Here is a 17026-nt window from a genome sequence, read left to right on the forward strand (position 1 = left end):
TCTTGGAATAAGAGAATGGCAGTGCATGGAGTGCGGTACGCTCCATGATCGGGATGTAAATTCCGCACTGAATATTCTTGCGCTCGGACATGAGCGTCTCGCAGGAGGAATCCCCGTCCTTTAGGTCGGGGAGGATGTCAAGAACTGAGTGTCGTGTAAATACCAATTACAAATATTACTAAAAATTTAATTTTAATTTATTGACAGAAATATTACTTAATTTAGAATAAAGTGAATAGTTATGTGGTTTTATAAAAATACAAAAATTGCAGGATAGGATATGAACACACGTACGGCTATTAGTGATTTGTTCACACGGGAAGAAATCACGGAATTGACTGCCAAATCGGATCTGCATGGTAGCTGGGCTGTTTTATCAACCTGGGTGGTGATTGGTGGAACCTTTGCCACTGTTGCTGGCTTTTGGGAATATTTGCCAAACTGGGGCAGGTTGCTCATATGTATTGTAGCCTTGGTTATTCTGGCTGGCCGTCAATTGGCGCTGGCTATCCTTACGCATGATGCTTCACATCAAAGTCTGTTTAAAACCAAATGGCTCAACGATACCTTAACCGACTGGTTATGTGCCCGTCCAGTCTGGAATGACCTGCATAAATACCGTAAGCATCATCTCCGCCATCACAGTAAAACATCAACGGTAGATGATCCAGATTTATCACTTGTTACAGGTTTTCCGACCTCTAAAAAATCAGTAATGCGTAAATTCATGCGTGATTTATCGGGCGTGACTGGTTTTAAATTCGCGATTGGGCGTGTGTTGATGGACATTGAAAAAATGGAGTGGACGGTTTCCAATGACCGTCGTTGGATCGATCAAACAGGACGGCACTGGTCTGATTATCCAAAGGCATTTCTAAAAAATAGCGGTGGGGCCATTGCCACCAATACCGCTTTATTTTCGGCACTTTGGGCAGCAGGACATCCCAAACTCTATGCGCTTTGGGTGTTGGCCTATGTAACGCCGTTTCCACTGTTGCTACGTGTTCGTTCCATGGCGGAACATGCAGGAATGGAAACCAGCAATAGTGCCTTGACCAATACTCGCACGACTAAAGCAGGTTATATCGCAAGGGCTTTAGTTGCGCCGATTCATGTCAACTATCATAAAGAGCACCATTTGATGGCGGCAGTGCCTTATTTTAAGTTGCCAAGAATGCACCAGATGTTACGTGAGCGTGGTCATGTTGCTGAACCACCCACTTATTGGCAAGTGTTGAATGAGCTTTCAGCAAAAGCAGATTAAAAATTGATGATCCTTGTTTTTGTTCAGGAGAAGTAGGTTGCTTTCTGTTCCTTGAGTATAAACTGAAATGGATGATAGGTTGTAGCATTATAGGTTTTGAGAGATATGGCAGCGAATAAACAGGAAATCATTGAGTTTCTGGCTCAGGAATTTTCACAGGCACTTAGAAAGAACACGATTGAAGAGATTACCCCTAAAGGTGCGCAATTGTTGTATCGGGTGGATCAGGATGACCTGCGTCCTGGTCAGACTGTGTCTGGGCCAACCCTGATGCTGGTGGCAGACTTTGTCCTGTATGTGGCAATTATTGGACATTTGGGATTGGTTAAAATGGCGGTCACTACCAACATGAATATCAATTTCTTTCGCAAGCCAGATGGAACACGGGATATCAGGGCAGTCTGTAAGTTGATTAAAGTTGGCAGAACCTTGGTGACAGGGGAAGTATGGTTATATTCTGTAGGTAATGAGGAACCAGTGGCGCATGTGATTGGGACCTATGCGCTTCCGCAAAAATCATAAGTTTTTAAAAATGATAAAATGAAATGCTTAAAAATCATAACAACATTTAAGTATGCGAAATAGTAAGAACATGCTACAACTAATAGCGATCAAATTTATTTGTTCTTACTATTTTTTACTTCTATGACTATACCGCTCGACTTAACCCCTTTATCACAACTTGAACTGAATCAAGAACATATTCTGGCGATTAAACGTAATGATTTATTGCCTTTAATCACTGATCCCCATCGTTTAAATCATTATGCAGATCATTTGGTGCAGGCGCAAAGTGTCCTGTTGAATGGTGTCGATCCGAAGTTAAACCAGCAGCTCAGTGAAGTGATTACCCAGATTGTTCAGCAACTGTCACGCTCAAAAAATTATGTGGGCGGGCGAAAATTTAATGCACTGCAAAAATGGCTGGGGATTGACGTTGAATATGATGCTGGACAGGTCAAATATGTCAAAGATCTGGATCGTTTAATCAGTGAGGCAAACCACTTAAGCCAAAAGCTACAGGTTGAGATTCAGAAATCGCAGTCACGTTTGCAGCAGGCTCTGGGTTTAAGGGAACAGATGGCGGCGTATATATATGCTGCTGATGAGTTTTTAAAAGAATATCCCCAGTTTAGTAAACAGCAGGTACTTGATCATTTCGTTGAGCGTCTATCTAAAAAGATCAATACATTACAAACTTTACAGACCAGCAATGACATTGCAATGAAACAGATGCAATTGTCACAGCAATTATCTTTTAGCCTTTTAGACCGTTTTAAAGAGGCGCAGCAGGTGTTGATTCCAGCGTGGCGTTATTATCTAGAGCAAAGTCGTGAGTCCAACTCATCAAAGACCATTGAGCAGTTGGACAAAAGCCGAGAAGATTTAATCCAAAATCTGAAAAAATCATTACAGAAATAAGAGGGGAATATCATGTCAGATTCAGAACTTATAAAATCATCCAGCGAACTTGCAATGAGGCAGGAGCAGCGTTTTGAACAACTTAACCTAAAAGAGTTAGGCTTGCAGCCACAGGACTTTGCCGAGGTTATGGATGCGCATAAGGAACTTGCAGACATCAGTACCACTGTGGTGGCCGAATACGGTAAAAACATTGCCAATAAAACATCAACCTATACAGATGAGTTGTTGGGTTTGGTTCAAAACAAAGACCTTGATACAACAGGCCAAAAGCTCAATGAAGTGGTTCAGGTCGCGCAGCAACTCAATACTTCCAGTATTTTAAACAAGTCAAAAAGCTCAGGCTTTTTTGGTGGTTTGTTGAGCAGGTTTAAGAATGCCAAGCAAAGTTTTGACCAGCATTTTAATACCACCAAAGAACAGATTGATGTGTTGGTGAAAGAGATTGAAAGCTCGCAATCAGGTCTTAAGGCACGGGTGGGAACACTCGACAAGATGTTTGATGCTGTTCAGGATGAATATAAACAACTTGGTGTTTATATTGCTGCGGGGCAGTTGAAACAGCAGGACATCCAGCAACAAATTTCAAGCTTAAGTACGCAAGAACAGGATCAGCAAACCACACAGCAGATTTATGACCTGAATCACCTGGCCAATAACCTTGAGAAAAGAGTCAGTGATTTACAGGTTCTACAGCAATCTGCGATGCAAACTTTGCCGATGATTCGGATTATCCAGTCAAATAACCTAATGTTGGTGGATAAGTTCTATGCGATTAAAAACATTACCTTGCCTGCATGGAAAAACCAGATTAGTTTGGCAATTTCATTGCAGGAGCAGAAGAATAGTGTACAACTGGCAAAGGCCATTGATGATACTACCAATGAATTACTGCGCCGTAATGCTGAACTATTGCATCAGAACTCAGTCGATACCGCTAAAGCGAATCAACGTTCAGTGATTGATGTGGAAACCCTTGAACATGTACAAAATACCCTCATTAAAACAGTAAACGACGTGATTCAAATCCAGAAAGAAGGGATGCAGAAACGTGCTGAAGCAACCACACGTTTGCGTGCATTACAGGATAGTTTGAATCATTTGGTTCTTGAAAATAGCGGGCAGAATCCCCCGAAAAAACTGAATGAGTAATTTTAAGAGGAAAGATCATTGTCACCCATAGACGATTTGAGTGTACAGCCGATTGATCAGCGTTTAGATATTTTAAAGAAACGCCAACGTCACCTGATGATCTGGTTTTTTCTGACCAGCACATTCGGGGTTGTCATCATTGCATCCCTGTTTTTGCAAAAAGAGTTTATCTATCGTTTCTTTGATCTTTCCGTGCATGTTCAGGCACTGGATTTGCCTTATCATGTTCAAGAATTGGTGCCATTTAAACAACCAGTCGACTATTTTTTTAATTTATTATCATGGTTTGGTTGGTTGTTTCTAAAAATTTTGGTTTCGTTTATTGGGGCATTTTTACTAGTCAGTTGGATGAAGAAATTTAAGTTTTTTCAGCAACGTTTCCAAGCATGGACACAGCGTATTCTGGCATGGGTGATTTCGTTTATCTTGCTTTGGTCTGGTCTGAGTTACATCCAATACGACTGGAAAGATGAAACCAAGCAGGCTTATCAGCAATGGATGAGCTATGAGAACAATATCGTTGAAAGCCAGATTGCGCAGGACCTAAAGCAGGCAAACATTTCATCGACTGAAAAAGCCTATGTGTTGGCACAAGTGGCTTTATTACATCAGCCTGTTGATCGTAAAACTGCCAATGTCTATGTGAATCAATTGATTTTCGCTGAGAAGAATAACCCAGTTCAGTTTAAAGAATATGATTTTAAACCTGAGCAGTTATGGGTCATGCAGCAGCAACTTTATGGCAAAAGCATCACCGCTTTGACACAACCACTGGATTTACGTGCGCAACAGGCAGAGCGTGTTTCACAAATCGTAAATGTGGTTCTGTGGGGGATGATCTTCTTGGTTGCCGCTTTAAGTGCAATTCTATATATCCTCGCCAAGCACCTAAAAAATCGCCGCGTTCGAATTACACAAAAGCTTGATGATTTATAGATTCGCTTTATAACAAGATTTTAAGTTGAATCTACTTAACGTCTATCTAGAATAATGCTGATTTAATTAAAGGTAAAGACAATAAAAGTTCGATAGCAACCCTTATTGAACGAAATACACGGCTCTGTATCTTGGCAACATTACCTGATGCAAAGGCAGAATCAGTGCGCAAGGCTTTAACTGAAGCTCTGAAATATTTACCTGCAGAACTGCGTAAAACGTTGACCTATGACCGTGGAGGTGAGATGGCAGAACATAAAACACTCGAAGAAGATTTAGGCATAGATGTATATTTCTGTGACCCACATTCACCCTGGCAAAAAGGCACATGCGAAAATATGAATGGTTTAATTAGGCAATATTTACCTAAAGGGATTGATTTAAATCAGGCAGATCAGCATTATTTAAATCAAGTTGCCATGTCACTGAATACTCGTCCTAGAAAAGCGTTAGATTGGCTCACACCATTAGGAAATTTGCTCAGTTTGTTGATTATCATAAGGCTTTTAAAACTGTCTCACCTTATGTTTGAATTCGCCATCTATAGAAGAGAAAACTATAAATCACATGCAGTTGATATTATGAGGCAATGATGACAAGACATTATGATTATATTGCGATTGGTGGTGGAAGTGGTGGGATAGCATCTGTTAATCGTGCCGCCATATATGGGAAGACATGTGCCTTAATTGAAAAGGGTGAGATTGGCGGAACCTGTGTCAATGCAGGTTGTGTCCCTAAAAAGGTGATGTGGTACGCGGCCCAAGTTGCGGAAACCATTCACAAATATGGCCCAGACTATGGTTTTGATAGCAGGTTGGATTCATTTGACTGGCAAAAGTTAGTCCGCAATCGACAGGCTTATATAGAACGAATTCACCACTCCTATCAAAATAGCCTAAGTAATAATCAAGTGGATCTCATTCATGGAACTGCAACTTTTATTGATTCACATACTATTGAGGTGAATGATGAGCAATTAACCGCAGATCACATTCTGATTGCCACTGGAACGCAGCCATCGTTACCCAAGATAGAGGGGGCAGAATATGGTATCGATTCGAATGGTTTCTTTGAATTATCGGACTTACCTAAGACAGTCGCTGTGGTTGGTTCTGGTTATATTGCCGTTGAGTTGGCTGGCGTATTGAATGCTTTAGGCTCTCAGGTTGGGCTGTTTATCCGTAAGGATTTGCCTGTACGTCGTTTTGAGCAGTTCATCAGTGAAACTTTAGTTGAGGCGATGCAAACGGATGGTATCAAGGTACATACGCAGGCTACGCCTAAAAAGGTGACAAAGAAGGCTGATGGTTCGGTGATGTTGCATTTGGAAAATGGTGAAAGTCATACAGTAGATTGTTTAATCTGGGCAATAGGACGAGAGCCGAACACTGCAAGTTTGAATCTGGATAAGGCAAATGTTCAGCTTGATGAACGAGGTTATATTCAAGTTGATCAATTTCAGAATACATCACAGGTAGGAATCTATGCAGTGGGTGATATTACTGGCAAAATGGAATTAACACCTGTGGCTGTGGCGGCAGGCCGAAAACTGTCTGAGCGATTGTTTAATCATAAACTTGATGAATATTTGGATTATGACAATATTCCGACCGTGGTGTTTAGCCATCCACCGATTGGAACAGTGGGAATGACTGAAGCACAGGCGATTGAAAAATATGGCAGGCAAGCTGTAAAACTATATCAATCAACATTTACGGCAATGTTTAGTGCGGTTACACAACATAGACAGCTTACTAAAATGAAACTGGTTTGTGTGGGAGAAGAGGAAAAAATTGTCGGTATTCATGGAATTGGTTTTGGTATGGATGAAATATTACAAGGCTTTGCAGTCGCATTGAAAATGGGCGCAACCAAGAAGGATTTTGATAATACCGTTGCCATTCATCCAACTTCTGCGGAAGAGTTTGTGACGATGCGTTAAGTGATTCGATTTTTTTAGTTTAATTTACGATGTTATCTTAAATTAAACTGGATTTAAATAAAGTTAAAAGGTAAAGCGAGTAAGTTTTCGGCAAGCCATAGCTTTTGTGGATATTGATTAATGATTGTGCCATGGGCAATGGTGAGTTCATTGTGAGGTAAATGATTACGCAAAATATCAAATGCCTGTGCCATACGTTTATTAGGATTGGCAGTCATCTTGATTTCTATGGGATATAAGGTTTGGTCATATTCAATCAGTAAATCAATTTCCTTTTGATTGGTATCTCGGTAAAAGTAAATAGGTGGTTCTTTTCCTTGATTATAGAAAGATTTAATAATTTCGCTCATCACAAAGCTTTCAAAAAATTGCCCATTTTTTGCCCCTTGTTGAATGGTTTCAGGGGTTAACCACTTGGTTAGCCATGCCATCAACCCAGTATCTAACATATAGATTTTTGGAGTCTTAATGGCACGTTTAAGATGATTATTGCTATAGGGCTGTAGTAAATAAACAATCCCTGAGGTTTGTAAAATGGTTACCCAACGTTTTACCGTATCGACTGAAATCCCGACATCTTGAGCCACACTGCTATAGTTAAGCAACTCACCACTTCGTGCAGCAATGGCAACCATGAACCGTGTGAAATCAGTAATATTATTGATATGGGTCAGTTGACGTACATCTCGTTCAATGTAGGTGGAAACGTAAGATGCATAATAAATGTCCCAATCTGTTTCCTGTTCATACAGCCGTGGCAAGTAACCTTGATGAATGGTTTTCCATACATCAACTTGCTGTAAATGAGGTTCACGTTGTTGGATATAGTCTAAACTTGGAATAAAAGGCTGATCAAATCGGATGTTTTGAATTTCCCGTAATGATAAACCTGATAATTTTAAAATCGCAATCCGTCCTGCCAAGGATTCACTGACGTTATGCATCAGTTCAAATGCTTGTGAACCAGAGAGTAGAAACATACCATTCTGTTTCTGTTTATCGATTGCGAGTTTTAATAGAGAGAATAATTCAGGGGCATATTGCACTTCATCCAAAATCACATTATTTGGATAATTGAGTAAAAATAGATTAGGTTCTTGCTTGGCTTGATCGAGTAATAAGGGATCATCGAAACTGACATAATGATACTCATGTGCTGTATGCTGCAAAAGTGTAGATTTCCCCACTTGTCTTGGACCAGTAATCAATACAGCAGGGAATTGCCGCATGAGTTTGGTAAGCGTATTTTGTAAATGACGGGGGATATACATGGGAAATCTAGTTTAATTTACGATTAGACCTAATATTAAACTAGATTTTAACGTGTGTCTTCGCTTTTTGTGAACATGAATAATTAGAAAAGACTCGAAAGCCTTTTCTAACTGAATACCTTTATAGATTTGGACTATTTCAATTCGCTTGAAGATTTACCCAATTCACGACGAGCAATAATGAGCTGTTGAATCTGTTGTGTACCTTCAAAAATATCAAGGATTTTTGAGTCACGTGCCCATTTTTCTAGTAATTCATCCTCACCATAGCCCACACTTGCAGCAAGCTCGACGCATTTTAGCGTGATTTCATTACCAACACGTCCAGCCTTGGCCTTGGCAATTGAAGCTTCTTTTGAATTTGGCTTTTTATTATCAGCCATCCATGTTGCCTTAAGTACCAATAAACGGGCAGCTTCCCATTCAGCTTCCATACGGTAAATCTGTGCGGCTAAATTGGAGGTTTGTAAATATGGTGTTTTGTAGTCTGGATCAAGCTGATCTTTAAAAATTTCCTTGATACGCTCTAAAGATGCCTTTGCACAACCAACCGCCATAGCCGCAACCAATGGGCGGGTATTGTCAAAGGTTTCCATCACACCAGCAAAACCTTTAGCAACATCAATTTCTGGATTACCCAATAAATTTGCGGCAGGCACACGGCAATCCGTAAAGCTAATCACCGCAGTATCTGAGGCTTTAATCCCGAGCTTGTGTTCGAGACGTTCAACTTTCATCCCAGCCGTACCTTTGGGTACTACAAAAGATTTAATCGCAGCACGACCAAGTTTTTTATCTAAGCTTGCCCAAACTACAACGGAATCTGCACGTTCACCCGAAGTGACAAAGATTTTCTCACCATTCAGGATATAATCATCACCATCTTTGGTGGCAGTAGTACGGATTGCAGCTGAGTCTGAACCACATCCTGGTTCAGTAATGGCCATAGCAGCCCAGGTGCCTTTGAAACGTTCAAGCTGTTCGTCATTGGCAACTGCAGCAATCGCGGAATTGCCCAAACCCTGACGAGGCATACTTAGCAATAAACCCGTATCACCGTAGCACATTTCAATAATGCCGAGTGCAGCCGACATATTACCACCGTTTACGATGGTATGAGGATTGGCTGTACCACGTTTACTTGCATTGGCAGCGCCTACACCTTCACCACTTTCATTCATACCATCCAATAGGGCAGCGAGCATATCGAGTTCTTTTGGATAGGCATGTTCAGCTTTATCATATTTGCGTGAGATTGGACGTAAAACATTCAATGCTGTTTCATGCGCCTGATCAACCAGCATTTTAAATTTTTTCGGATTTTGTAAGTTCATTATTATTCTCCAAAATTAAGCATGTAAGCCAGAATGTAAAATTGCGGTTGCACGTAGGTCACGATACCAGCGTTCAACAGGGTGTTCTTTGGTAAAGCCATGCCCACCTAGAATCTGAACGCCGTCTGTACCCATCTTCATGGATTTTTCAGCGCAGAGTAAACGTGCCAGATAAGCTTCACGATGGAACGGTTTGCCTGCTTCTGCCAGACTTGCGGCATTGAGCACCAGCATACGCATGGCATCAATCTCAATCGCCATGTCTGAAATCATGAATGCCACACTTTGACGATGTGAAATCGGTTCACCAAAGGCGGTACGTTCATTGGCATACTTGATACAGTAAGCCTTAATCGCTTCACAAGTACCAATAGCCATTGCACACCACATCAAATTGCCAAGGTCAACAAATGCGGTGTAGTCAAAATCTGCATCGCCTAGACCTAAGGCAGGGGTCTGGTTGAATTGTAACGTTGCTGTTTCTGCCGCTTTTAAACCCATTGCAGGATTGGCTTTGATGGAAATGCTTTCATCACATTGCACCACGAAAATATCAGGTTGACCGTTGAACTCGGCACTGACAAGGAATACATCGGCTGTATCACCCAAAATTACCAACGTCTTTTCACCTGTAATGGTCATTTGCCCATTTTGTTCTGTGGCTTTGGTTTTTAACTGGAATGGGTTAAATGCAGGGGTTGCTTCCTGAAAAGCAAATGTTGCGGTAATATCGGTATCTTCTGCAAACACAGGCAAGTACATGGATTGCACTTGGGTAGACCCCCAGCGTGTAATGGCATTAATTACGCTAAATGTGCTGAGTAAGCCAGCCGTTAAACTGAAATCACCTTTTGCCAAACTTTCAGCAATCAGGATATTACTGACAATATTCTGTTCTGCTGCAACACCACCCAATGCTTCAGGAAGTGCGTAGTCGTTTAAGCCTAAATCAACTAAATGCTGCCAAAGTTGTTCTGGGAACTGTGTATTATGGTCAGCTTCATGCGCTAAAGCATATAAAACTTCTTCAGCGAATTGAGACATTGCATCGACAGTCATTTGCTGTTCTTCAGTCAGGCTGAGATCAAACAAATTTTTATTAACTTGATTTGGGAGGCGTTGCTTATCAATGGCTTGTGGTTTAAAAGCTTTTTGTGTTTTATTCAGTACTTTAAAACCTGTTTTTGATCCTTGATAGAGTGATTTCTCTACAAACTTTCTTAATTTGAGTTGGTCAAGTACTTCGCTTCCTGCGATTTTTGTGATTAGTGATAGCCCAAAGCCTTGAGCTTTATTCATCATATTCGACATGATTTTATCCTAGAGGATGGTTGTAAAATTATGCTGACATGCTCTTGTTAAAAAAACTATGTCTTGTTTGACATGCTCATTTGAGAAAGATAAAGGGTAATATAGGGGGGATAAACGAATTATCTTTTTGTTTTTTATTTGTTTTTAAAAATATTAAAAAAAATAGCTGTTAAAAAATTGACCAATCTGACACATCAGATTGGTCGAAATAACTTTTATAAATGTACGTTACGCAAACTCACGAATCATTTTACGCACATTGGTCTTTGCTTCAATCACTGTCATAAATGTATATGCACCAATAAACTTACGGCTAATGAACATAAATTCTTTTGGTGGAACAGAGAAATAACGTGATGCCATAGACTGTGCTGCCTGTTGCATGACGCGGCTATGCAGTTGGCTTTTCTTCCAGTCATAACGATCCTGCTCATCCATAACACCTGCTGGCATGTCTGGATTATTGGCTGGACAGCTAAAAGCTTCTGTTGCGATCAGGAACACATCTGCCATACCTGGTTTGATACTTTCAGGCATTGCATCAAAAAACTCGTAGCCTGTCATCGCTTTAACCATTTCATCTTTGTTATGGTTATAACCAGCATGGATCAGGTTACGTGCAACAGTGAGCAAATTCTCATCGAACTGACGAATTGCACCAAAGTCGAGGAGAACGATTTTGTCATTTACATCATCGCCGTTACCCAAACGAACCAGGTAATTACCGAAGTTTGGATCAGTTTGCATTTCGCCCCATTCAAACAGCTCACGTACTGCAATCTCTAAAGAGGCTTCACCAAGCTTGTTGCGGCGTTCCTGTGGCAGGGAGAGCATGACAGGGCTATTTACAGGCACACCACGCTCAAAGGTCATGCACAGCACTTTTTTAGCGCAAAATTCATCGACAATTTCAGGAACGATATAACGAGAGTCATCTTTCAGACGTGCAGCAAAGCGGCGAGTTGTTGCTGCCTCAATCCCGTAATCCACTTCACGATGCATCATTTCACGGACTTCATCAAACCACTGATCAAATTCGCGTGTTTGCGGCACCATACGGGTGAGTTTTAACATGTTCCTGAAAAGGTTCATGTCTGAATCAATTGCTTCAGCGACACCTGGATATTGAATCTTTAAGACAAGCTCTAAACCATCCGATTTACGTGTGGCACGGTGTACCTGAGCCAGTGAGGCCGTTCCGATTGGTTCATGATCAATGGTCAATTCATCGAGTTTTGAACCCAACTGTTCTTGCAAATGAGCTTTGATTGCAGGCCAGGCCAAGGCAACAGTCTGGTTGTTTAGCGTGTTTAGCGCCTGTGTGATTTCTTCTGGTAGAAAATGTTCGCCGTATAAAGCCATCATTTGCCCAATCTTGACAATTGAACCTTTTAGTTTCCCAATTTCAGAAACCAAATATTGTGCCTGTTCAGCCATGGCCTTTTTACGTTTCTTCTCTTTTTCTTCTTCACTGGAGAAAATAGAAGTCGCACTTGCAGTTGCCCAGCGTGTTCCAGCAAGTAAAGAGGCTTTTGCAATAGATAAGCGGCGATCCACCGATGAAGTTTTTAGGTTCTTAAGCTTATCGTTCTGATCTGACATGAAAGAAAAATCCTATGCTGAAATCGGAGGGGAGGAAAGCCGAGAGTTAAATTTTAGTGGATATTACAGCTTTTGAACGTATTAAAATAGTTCAATCGCTTGAATTATTAGTCTAAATTTGTGAAATAGATCAATATTATTAAAATAGCCTAAGTAAAATTTTTATCTTTAGACTGGTTCCAATATACATTTGTGCTAAATCTTAAACTGAATTTTTAGTGATGACTTCCGCATTAAAGCAGCTCTGTTGGTGTGAATATGCTGAATAAGCATACGCTTCACATGGCTGTGATGAAAACCGAGGGCATGGGCTTTGACAATAATAATACTGGGGAGGGTGAAGAAAAAATACTTAGTATCTTCTAAAGTCGCATCCTTAAAAATACCTTCTTCAATAAGTGTATCTCTCAGAAATTGCTTTTCAGCTTGTATGGTAGAGGATTCATCATCCCAATAATTCTGGCGCATTGCCATTAAATTATTATGTTTGTAACTCATAAATGACTTGAGCCTTTTTCATTTTCACCTTGAATGAATATATGAGGTTCATTGTCCAATTATCAAGATGTGGATTTATATCAAAATAGCCTAAGTAAAATTTAATTATCTATCCAAATTTGCTACACTTATACCCGTTTTAAACCCAGATTTAATTAAACTGAAAAATATGACACCAGCCTGCAAGTTATTAGAAAAGAATAAAATTCCGTTTTCAATTCATGAGTATGAACATGATGGCAATGCTAAAAGCTTTGGTCTGGAAGCGGCAGAAAAACTGAATCTTCGGGTAGAGGAAGTGTTTAAAACCTTACTGGTCACTGATGAAAAAAACTTTTTCGTTGCCATTCTGCCTGTCAATCATCAACTTAATTTAAAGAAAGTTGCCACAGCAGTTGGATGCAAGAAACTACAGATGGCCAATCCAAAAGATGCGGAGCGTTTGACAGGTTATCTGGTGGGAGGAATCAGCCCATTGGGACAGAAGAAACGGCTAAAAACGGTGATTGATGCAACGGCGCAAGCATTGACCAAAATTTATGTGAGTGGTGGAAAAAGGGGATTGGATATTGGTCTGAACCCGCAAGATTTGGCAAAACTGCTTGGCGCAACTTTTTCGGATGTTTTGGATCAGTAAATATATGGAATGGTAGAATTTTAGGCAAATTTACGTGTTGGCGTTACTGAAAATGGAAATATAAGAGAGTCAATGAAATTTATAATAAAAATATTTACGCATACGCATTGATGCTAAAATGATTAAAAAAGAATCATATTTTTTCAAATGATGCAACTATTCTGACCAATAAATAGATATTTATATATAAACTAAAACACATTTGATTGTTTTTTGTTCAGATTTATTTCATTTGTTTACTATTTGAATTTTAAACCTATTTTTTGGTTACCCTATAAAACGTATAACAAAACAAAGGAGTAACAATGCTGATTTTTCATGATTATCCTGTTCAGGGGGCAATTTTTGATATGGATGGAACAATGTTTGATACAGAGCGACTACGCTTTCAGACATTAAAACAGGCTTCTCAGGAACTCATTGGACAGGAATTTTCAGATGATTATTTGATGCAGTGCCTTGGCTTAAGCGCCAAAACTGCTGAACAACTTGCAAAAAAATATTATGGAGACAGCGTTTCCTATCCAGAGATTCGTCAACGTGCGGATACGCTGGAACTTGAATTGATTCGTCAAAATGGTGTTCCAGTCAAGAAAGGGCTGATGCAGGTTCTGGAACGCTTAAGAAAATCTGGTTTAAGAATAGCTGTAGCGACTTCAAGCCGTCGGGCAATTGCGGAAGAATATTTAATTAACGCCAATGTCTATAAATTTTTTGACCTACTGGTCTGTGGTGATGAAGTTGAACGGGGCAAGCCACATCCTGAAATTTTTATACAGGCTGCACAAAAGCTAAATTTACAGCCTGAACAATGCCTAATGTTTGAAGACTCCGAAAATGGAATTTGCTCAGCCTGTGACGCAGGTGGTATTACGCTGTTATTTAAAGATATTAAAGAGCCCAATGATCAGATGCTTTCCAAGGCAAAGTTTTATTACCAGGATATGTACGATTGTCTGAATGCTTTGGATCAGTATATTCCTGAAATGAGCATGCCACAGTTACAGGAACCATTTCCACAAAGCCTGAACCAGTTGACTGTGGGGATTCATGGTTTTGGCGCGATTGGCGGTGGCTATATTGCCCAGATTTTATCTCACTGGGATGGTTTCACCCGACCACAGCGAATTTTGGCATCGACCCGAAACCGTTTATATCTTGAGTCAGTCAATAGTTTTGCCAGCTACAGCATCCGCTATGGCCAATGTTCTTACGATGAGCGGATTGAGAATCTAACAGTAATCAATGCTGACAATGAACAGCAGATGCTGGATATGTATATGCAATCCAGTTTGATTGCACTGTGTCTACCTGAACAGGCGATTGCATCTGAAGCAAAAATCATTGCCAAAGGTTTACTGGCACGTTTTATGTCACAGGACACACAGAACGATGAGCCGATTACATTCCTGATCGTGTTGAACAAGGTTGGGGCCAAGTTCCTGATTCTGAAATGTCTCCGTGAGGCACTGCTTGAAATCACCGATGAGGATATTGCCGAGCATATTTTAAGTGAACACTATTTCTGTGACACTGTGGTTAATCGAATGGTGTCCAAGCTCAGGGATAAGGCACTGTATCGCCAGTTAAACATCAAGCACCGTTTATTTAAGCAATATCAGAATGATTTAAATCAGGACACCATAGAATTATCAGATGAAACGGCGTTGTCTGAAAAACAGGAACAGCAACTTAAGGTGTGTCTGGAAGATATGCGCGGACAATTTCAGGCGGGGCAGTTTTTACAAAATATGGACTTAATTTTGTTCAATAGCGAAGTGGATATGCCGATTTATGTGGAAAATCGTAGTCCGTTGCTGAGCAAAATGCGCCAAATGATTTTGGTTGATCATATTTCTGATATTCAGATCATCAAGAACCGTTTGTGGAATGGTTGTCATGCCATGCTGGCTTGGCAGGCGAGTCTGGCGGGACATGAAACCATCGGTATTGCATTGGCCGATTCAGAACTTAGAAACTTTATGACTAAATTGGTTGATGAGGTGAAGCTGGGTTTGGGAAGTATTGTGCCAAACCAGTCGAAAGAGCTGGATCGTATGGCGGAAAGTTTTTTAAATTCTTGTCGATCAGCTTATAAAGACCCTTGTGAACGTGTCGCAAGAAATCCTTTATACAAGTTAAATGTAAATGAGCGCGTTTTGGGCAGTATTGAGAATCATATTCAGCAACAGCTTCCTTATCAGAACCTATTAACAGGTGCAATTGGGGGTTATGTCTATGCCTTAACCATACTGGCATTGGATGAAATTGAAATTGTGCAGCATCTACAGGGAAATGTTGCAAAACTGGACATTTTAGATTTCCAGAAACAGGCCTTGCTTAACTTGTTATATGAGGGAATTCAGCAACAACTTCAAAAAACTCCACTTTATTCCAATGTCCAAAAAGCCTGGATGACTTCGGCTGAATATGTCTAAATTCAATATTCAGCCTTAAGTTTTTTGGCAATTTATGTTTGAATAGCACAACTTTAAAGTCATTCTAAATGTTGTGTTATTACAAGCATCCAGTCAACTGATCGCTACCGACATTCGAGACTATCCTGAATGGCATCGTGGGCGTTCGGATTATGGGGTGTGGTATATTGAGATTTGCCAACCTGAACTCATCCACTATTTAAATAAGATCAGGGCACAGTTTTCAGATTTATTGATTGAATCGAATCAGCGCCAATATCACATCACACTATTTGTTTGTGGTTTCTTAACTTCTCATCATCCCAATTTTGATGATGATTTTGAAATTAAGACCTTAAATCACCAAATTGAATTACTTCAACAACTACGGCTAGAACCTTTTGAGCTGGAAATGACCCAGATTGATAGCTTTAGTAGTGCATTATTCCTGCATATCCATGATCAGAACAACATCCTAGGCAAAATCCGTAAACAACTTGCACAAAGTTCAACAGAGATTGCAGCAGTTGATTATTGTCCGCATATCACATTGGGGCTTTATAGTGATACTTGGGCCAGTGATTTGGTTCTGCAACGTATTCAAAAACTGCCACGAAAGAACATGAAAATTCAGGTGAACCAACTCACTTTCGGCTATTATAAAGCCCAGATTTTACAAGGATTACTTTATCCTTATCATCAAATTCAATTAGGTTAAATATGTTACAACTGATTTTAGGTGGCGCACGTTCAGGTAAAAGCCGTCTGGCTGAACAAACAGCCAAAGAAAGCGGATTATCAGTTGTCTATATTGCAACGGCGCAGGCATTGGATGAAGAAATGCAGCAACGCATTCAACATCATCAGCAACAACGTCCAAGTCATTGGCAACTCTGTGAAGAACCCATTTTTCTGGCAGATCAATTGCTGCAACTTGATCAGGAAAATCAACTCATTTTGGTGGATTGCCTGACCTTATGGCTGACCAATTTATTATTGGCTGAAGATACAGCATTACAGCAACAAACCGAAAAACTACTGAAAGTATTGCCCCAATTGAAATCAGACATCATTTTAGTGAGTAATGAAACAGGGCTTGGTGTTGTGCCGATGGGTGAAATCAGCCGACGTTTTGTGGATGAGGCAGGGCGTTTACATCAGGCATTAGGCCAATTGGCGGATAAAGCGGTGTTTTGTGTGGCAGGATTTCCAATGATTTTAAAAGGTGAAAAATAAT

At 40.3% G+C, this 17026-nt stretch carries 16 protein-coding genes and 1 pseudogene; 12 read left to right on the forward strand and 5 right to left on the reverse strand.

What is annotated here, in order from left to right; genetic code table 11:
* From F973_RS14430 to gorA, 8 genes and pseudogenes are all read left to right on the forward strand, one after another.
* Nucleotides 1-124 (forward strand): zinc ribbon domain-containing protein (locus tag F973_RS14430; protein ID WP_155756453.1); only part of this gene is annotated, 124 nt, incomplete at its 5' end.
* Between the two features lie 156 nt (nucleotides 125-280).
* A complete protein-coding gene (locus tag F973_RS03500; RefSeq protein ID WP_004760027.1) occupies nucleotides 281-1264 on the forward strand; it encodes a fatty acid desaturase family protein in 984 nt (327 codons plus the stop codon).
* A 105-nt stretch (nucleotides 1265-1369) separates the two neighbouring features.
* Nucleotides 1370-1786: a PaaI family thioesterase gene (locus F973_RS03505; protein ID WP_004760029.1), complete on the forward strand. Its 417-nt coding sequence runs from the start codon at nucleotides 1370-1372 to the stop codon at nucleotides 1784-1786.
* Between the two features lie 123 nt (nucleotides 1787-1909).
* Nucleotides 1910-2686: a hypothetical protein gene (locus F973_RS03510; protein ID WP_004760031.1), complete on the forward strand. Its 777-nt coding sequence runs from the start codon at nucleotides 1910-1912 to the stop codon at nucleotides 2684-2686.
* Between the two features lie 12 nt (nucleotides 2687-2698).
* The gene (locus F973_RS03515; RefSeq protein ID WP_004760033.1) at nucleotides 2699-3838 is read left to right on the forward strand and encodes a toxic anion resistance protein; all 1140 of its coding nucleotides are present in this window, start codon (nucleotides 2699-2701) and stop codon (nucleotides 3836-3838) included.
* An 18-nt stretch (nucleotides 3839-3856) separates the two neighbouring features.
* Entirely contained in the window at nucleotides 3857-4774 is a 918-nt protein-coding gene (locus tag F973_RS03520; protein WP_004758111.1) for a hypothetical protein, read from the forward strand.
* Between the two features lie 56 nt (nucleotides 4775-4830).
* Nucleotides 4831-5306, forward strand: a pseudogene (locus tag F973_RS14165) (IS30 family transposase); the annotation flags it as partial.
* Nucleotides 5307-5366: 60 nt separating this feature from the next.
* Nucleotides 5367-6719 (forward strand): glutathione-disulfide reductase, encoded by a 1353-nt coding sequence (gorA, locus tag F973_RS03530; protein WP_004760035.1) that lies wholly within the window; start codon nucleotides 5367-5369, stop codon nucleotides 6717-6719.
* Nucleotides 6720-6772: 53 nt separating this feature from the next.
* Here gorA and F973_RS03535 read toward each other — a convergent pair whose 3' ends face one another.
* From F973_RS03535 to F973_RS03555, 5 genes are all read right to left on the reverse strand, one after another.
* Entirely contained in the window at nucleotides 6773-7990 is a 1218-nt protein-coding gene (locus tag F973_RS03535) for an ATP-binding protein (protein ID WP_004677476.1), read from the reverse strand.
* Between the two features lie 134 nt (nucleotides 7991-8124).
* Complete coding sequence (locus F973_RS03540) at nucleotides 8125-9324, reverse strand: acyl-CoA dehydrogenase family protein (protein WP_004760036.1); 1200 nt, start codon at nucleotides 9322-9324, stop codon at nucleotides 8125-8127.
* 15 nt (nucleotides 9325-9339) lie between these two features.
* Nucleotides 9340-10626 carry an acyl-CoA dehydrogenase family protein gene (locus tag F973_RS03545; protein ID WP_171062302.1) on the reverse strand — a complete coding sequence of 429 codons (1287 nt, stop codon included), beginning with the start codon at nucleotides 10624-10626 and terminating at the stop codon, nucleotides 9340-9342.
* Between the two features lie 237 nt (nucleotides 10627-10863).
* A complete protein-coding gene (locus tag F973_RS03550) occupies nucleotides 10864-12237 on the reverse strand; it encodes an ABC1 kinase family protein (RefSeq protein ID WP_004760038.1) in 1374 nt (457 codons plus the stop codon).
* Between the two features lie 195 nt (nucleotides 12238-12432).
* Nucleotides 12433-12735, reverse strand: a complete 303-nt coding sequence (locus F973_RS03555) for a hypothetical protein (RefSeq protein ID WP_004683793.1) — start codon at nucleotides 12733-12735, stop codon at nucleotides 12433-12435.
* A gap of 169 nt (nucleotides 12736-12904) precedes the next feature.
* Here F973_RS03555 and ybaK point away from each other — a divergent pair, with 169 nt between their 5' ends.
* The 4 genes from ybaK (at nucleotide 12905) to cobU (ending at nucleotide 17025) form a co-directional block, all read left to right on the forward strand.
* Nucleotides 12905-13372 (forward strand): Cys-tRNA(Pro) deacylase, encoded by a 468-nt coding sequence (gene ybaK, locus F973_RS03560; RefSeq protein ID WP_004760039.1) that lies wholly within the window; start codon nucleotides 12905-12907, stop codon nucleotides 13370-13372.
* Between the two features lie 305 nt (nucleotides 13373-13677).
* Nucleotides 13678-15810 (forward strand): bifunctional mannitol-1-phosphate dehydrogenase/phosphatase, encoded by a 2133-nt coding sequence (gene mtlD / locus F973_RS03565; protein WP_004760040.1) that lies wholly within the window; start codon nucleotides 13678-13680, stop codon nucleotides 15808-15810.
* Between the two features lie 73 nt (nucleotides 15811-15883).
* Nucleotides 15884-16507 (forward strand): 2'-5' RNA ligase family protein, encoded by a 624-nt coding sequence (locus tag F973_RS03570; protein ID WP_004760041.1) that lies wholly within the window; start codon nucleotides 15884-15886, stop codon nucleotides 16505-16507.
* A 2-nt stretch (nucleotides 16508-16509) separates the two neighbouring features.
* Nucleotides 16510-17025, forward strand: a complete 516-nt coding sequence (cobU, locus tag F973_RS03575) for a bifunctional adenosylcobinamide kinase/adenosylcobinamide-phosphate guanylyltransferase (protein WP_004760042.1) — start codon at nucleotides 16510-16512, stop codon at nucleotides 17023-17025.
* Nucleotide 17026: the final 1 nt, after the last annotated feature.

Source organism: Acinetobacter sp. CIP 102129 (assembly GCF_000368305.1).
Lineage (GTDB): Bacteria > Pseudomonadota > Gammaproteobacteria > Pseudomonadales > Moraxellaceae > Acinetobacter > Acinetobacter parvus.

Bases quoted from the DNA above. Each gene is read 5' to 3' on its own strand.
- F973_RS03550 (WP_004760038.1), bottom strand. From the start codon at position 12,237: ATGTCAGATCAGAACGATAAGCTTAAGAACCTAAAAACTTCATCGGTG.
- cobU (WP_004760042.1), top strand. From the start codon at position 16,510: ATGTTACAACTGATTTTAGGTGGCGCACGTTCAGGTAAAAGCCGTCTG.
- gorA (WP_004760035.1), top strand. From the start codon at position 5,367: ATGACAAGACATTATGATTATATTGCGATTGGTGGTGGAAGTGGTGGG.
- F973_RS03545 (WP_171062302.1), bottom strand. From the start codon at position 10,626: ATGATGAATAAAGCTCAAGGCTTTGGGCTATCACTAATCACAAAAATC.
- F973_RS03510 (WP_004760031.1), top strand. From the start codon at position 1,910: ATGACTATACCGCTCGACTTAACCCCTTTATCACAACTTGAACTGAAT.
- F973_RS03540 (WP_004760036.1), bottom strand. From the start codon at position 9,324: ATGAACTTACAAAATCCGAAAAAATTTAAAATGCTGGTTGATCAGGCG.
- F973_RS03505 (WP_004760029.1), top strand. From the start codon at position 1,370: ATGGCAGCGAATAAACAGGAAATCATTGAGTTTCTGGCTCAGGAATTT.
- F973_RS03500 (WP_004760027.1), top strand. From the start codon at position 281: ATGAACACACGTACGGCTATTAGTGATTTGTTCACACGGGAAGAAATC.
- F973_RS03535 (WP_004677476.1), bottom strand. From the start codon at position 7,990: ATGTATATCCCCCGTCATTTACAAAATACGCTTACCAAACTCATGCGG.
- F973_RS03555 (WP_004683793.1), bottom strand. From the start codon at position 12,735: ATGAGTTACAAACATAATAATTTAATGGCAATGCGCCAGAATTATTGG.
- ybaK (WP_004760039.1), top strand. From the start codon at position 12,905: ATGACACCAGCCTGCAAGTTATTAGAAAAGAATAAAATTCCGTTTTCA.
- F973_RS03515 (WP_004760033.1), top strand. From the start codon at position 2,699: ATGTCAGATTCAGAACTTATAAAATCATCCAGCGAACTTGCAATGAGG.
- mtlD (WP_004760040.1), top strand. From the start codon at position 13,678: ATGCTGATTTTTCATGATTATCCTGTTCAGGGGGCAATTTTTGATATG.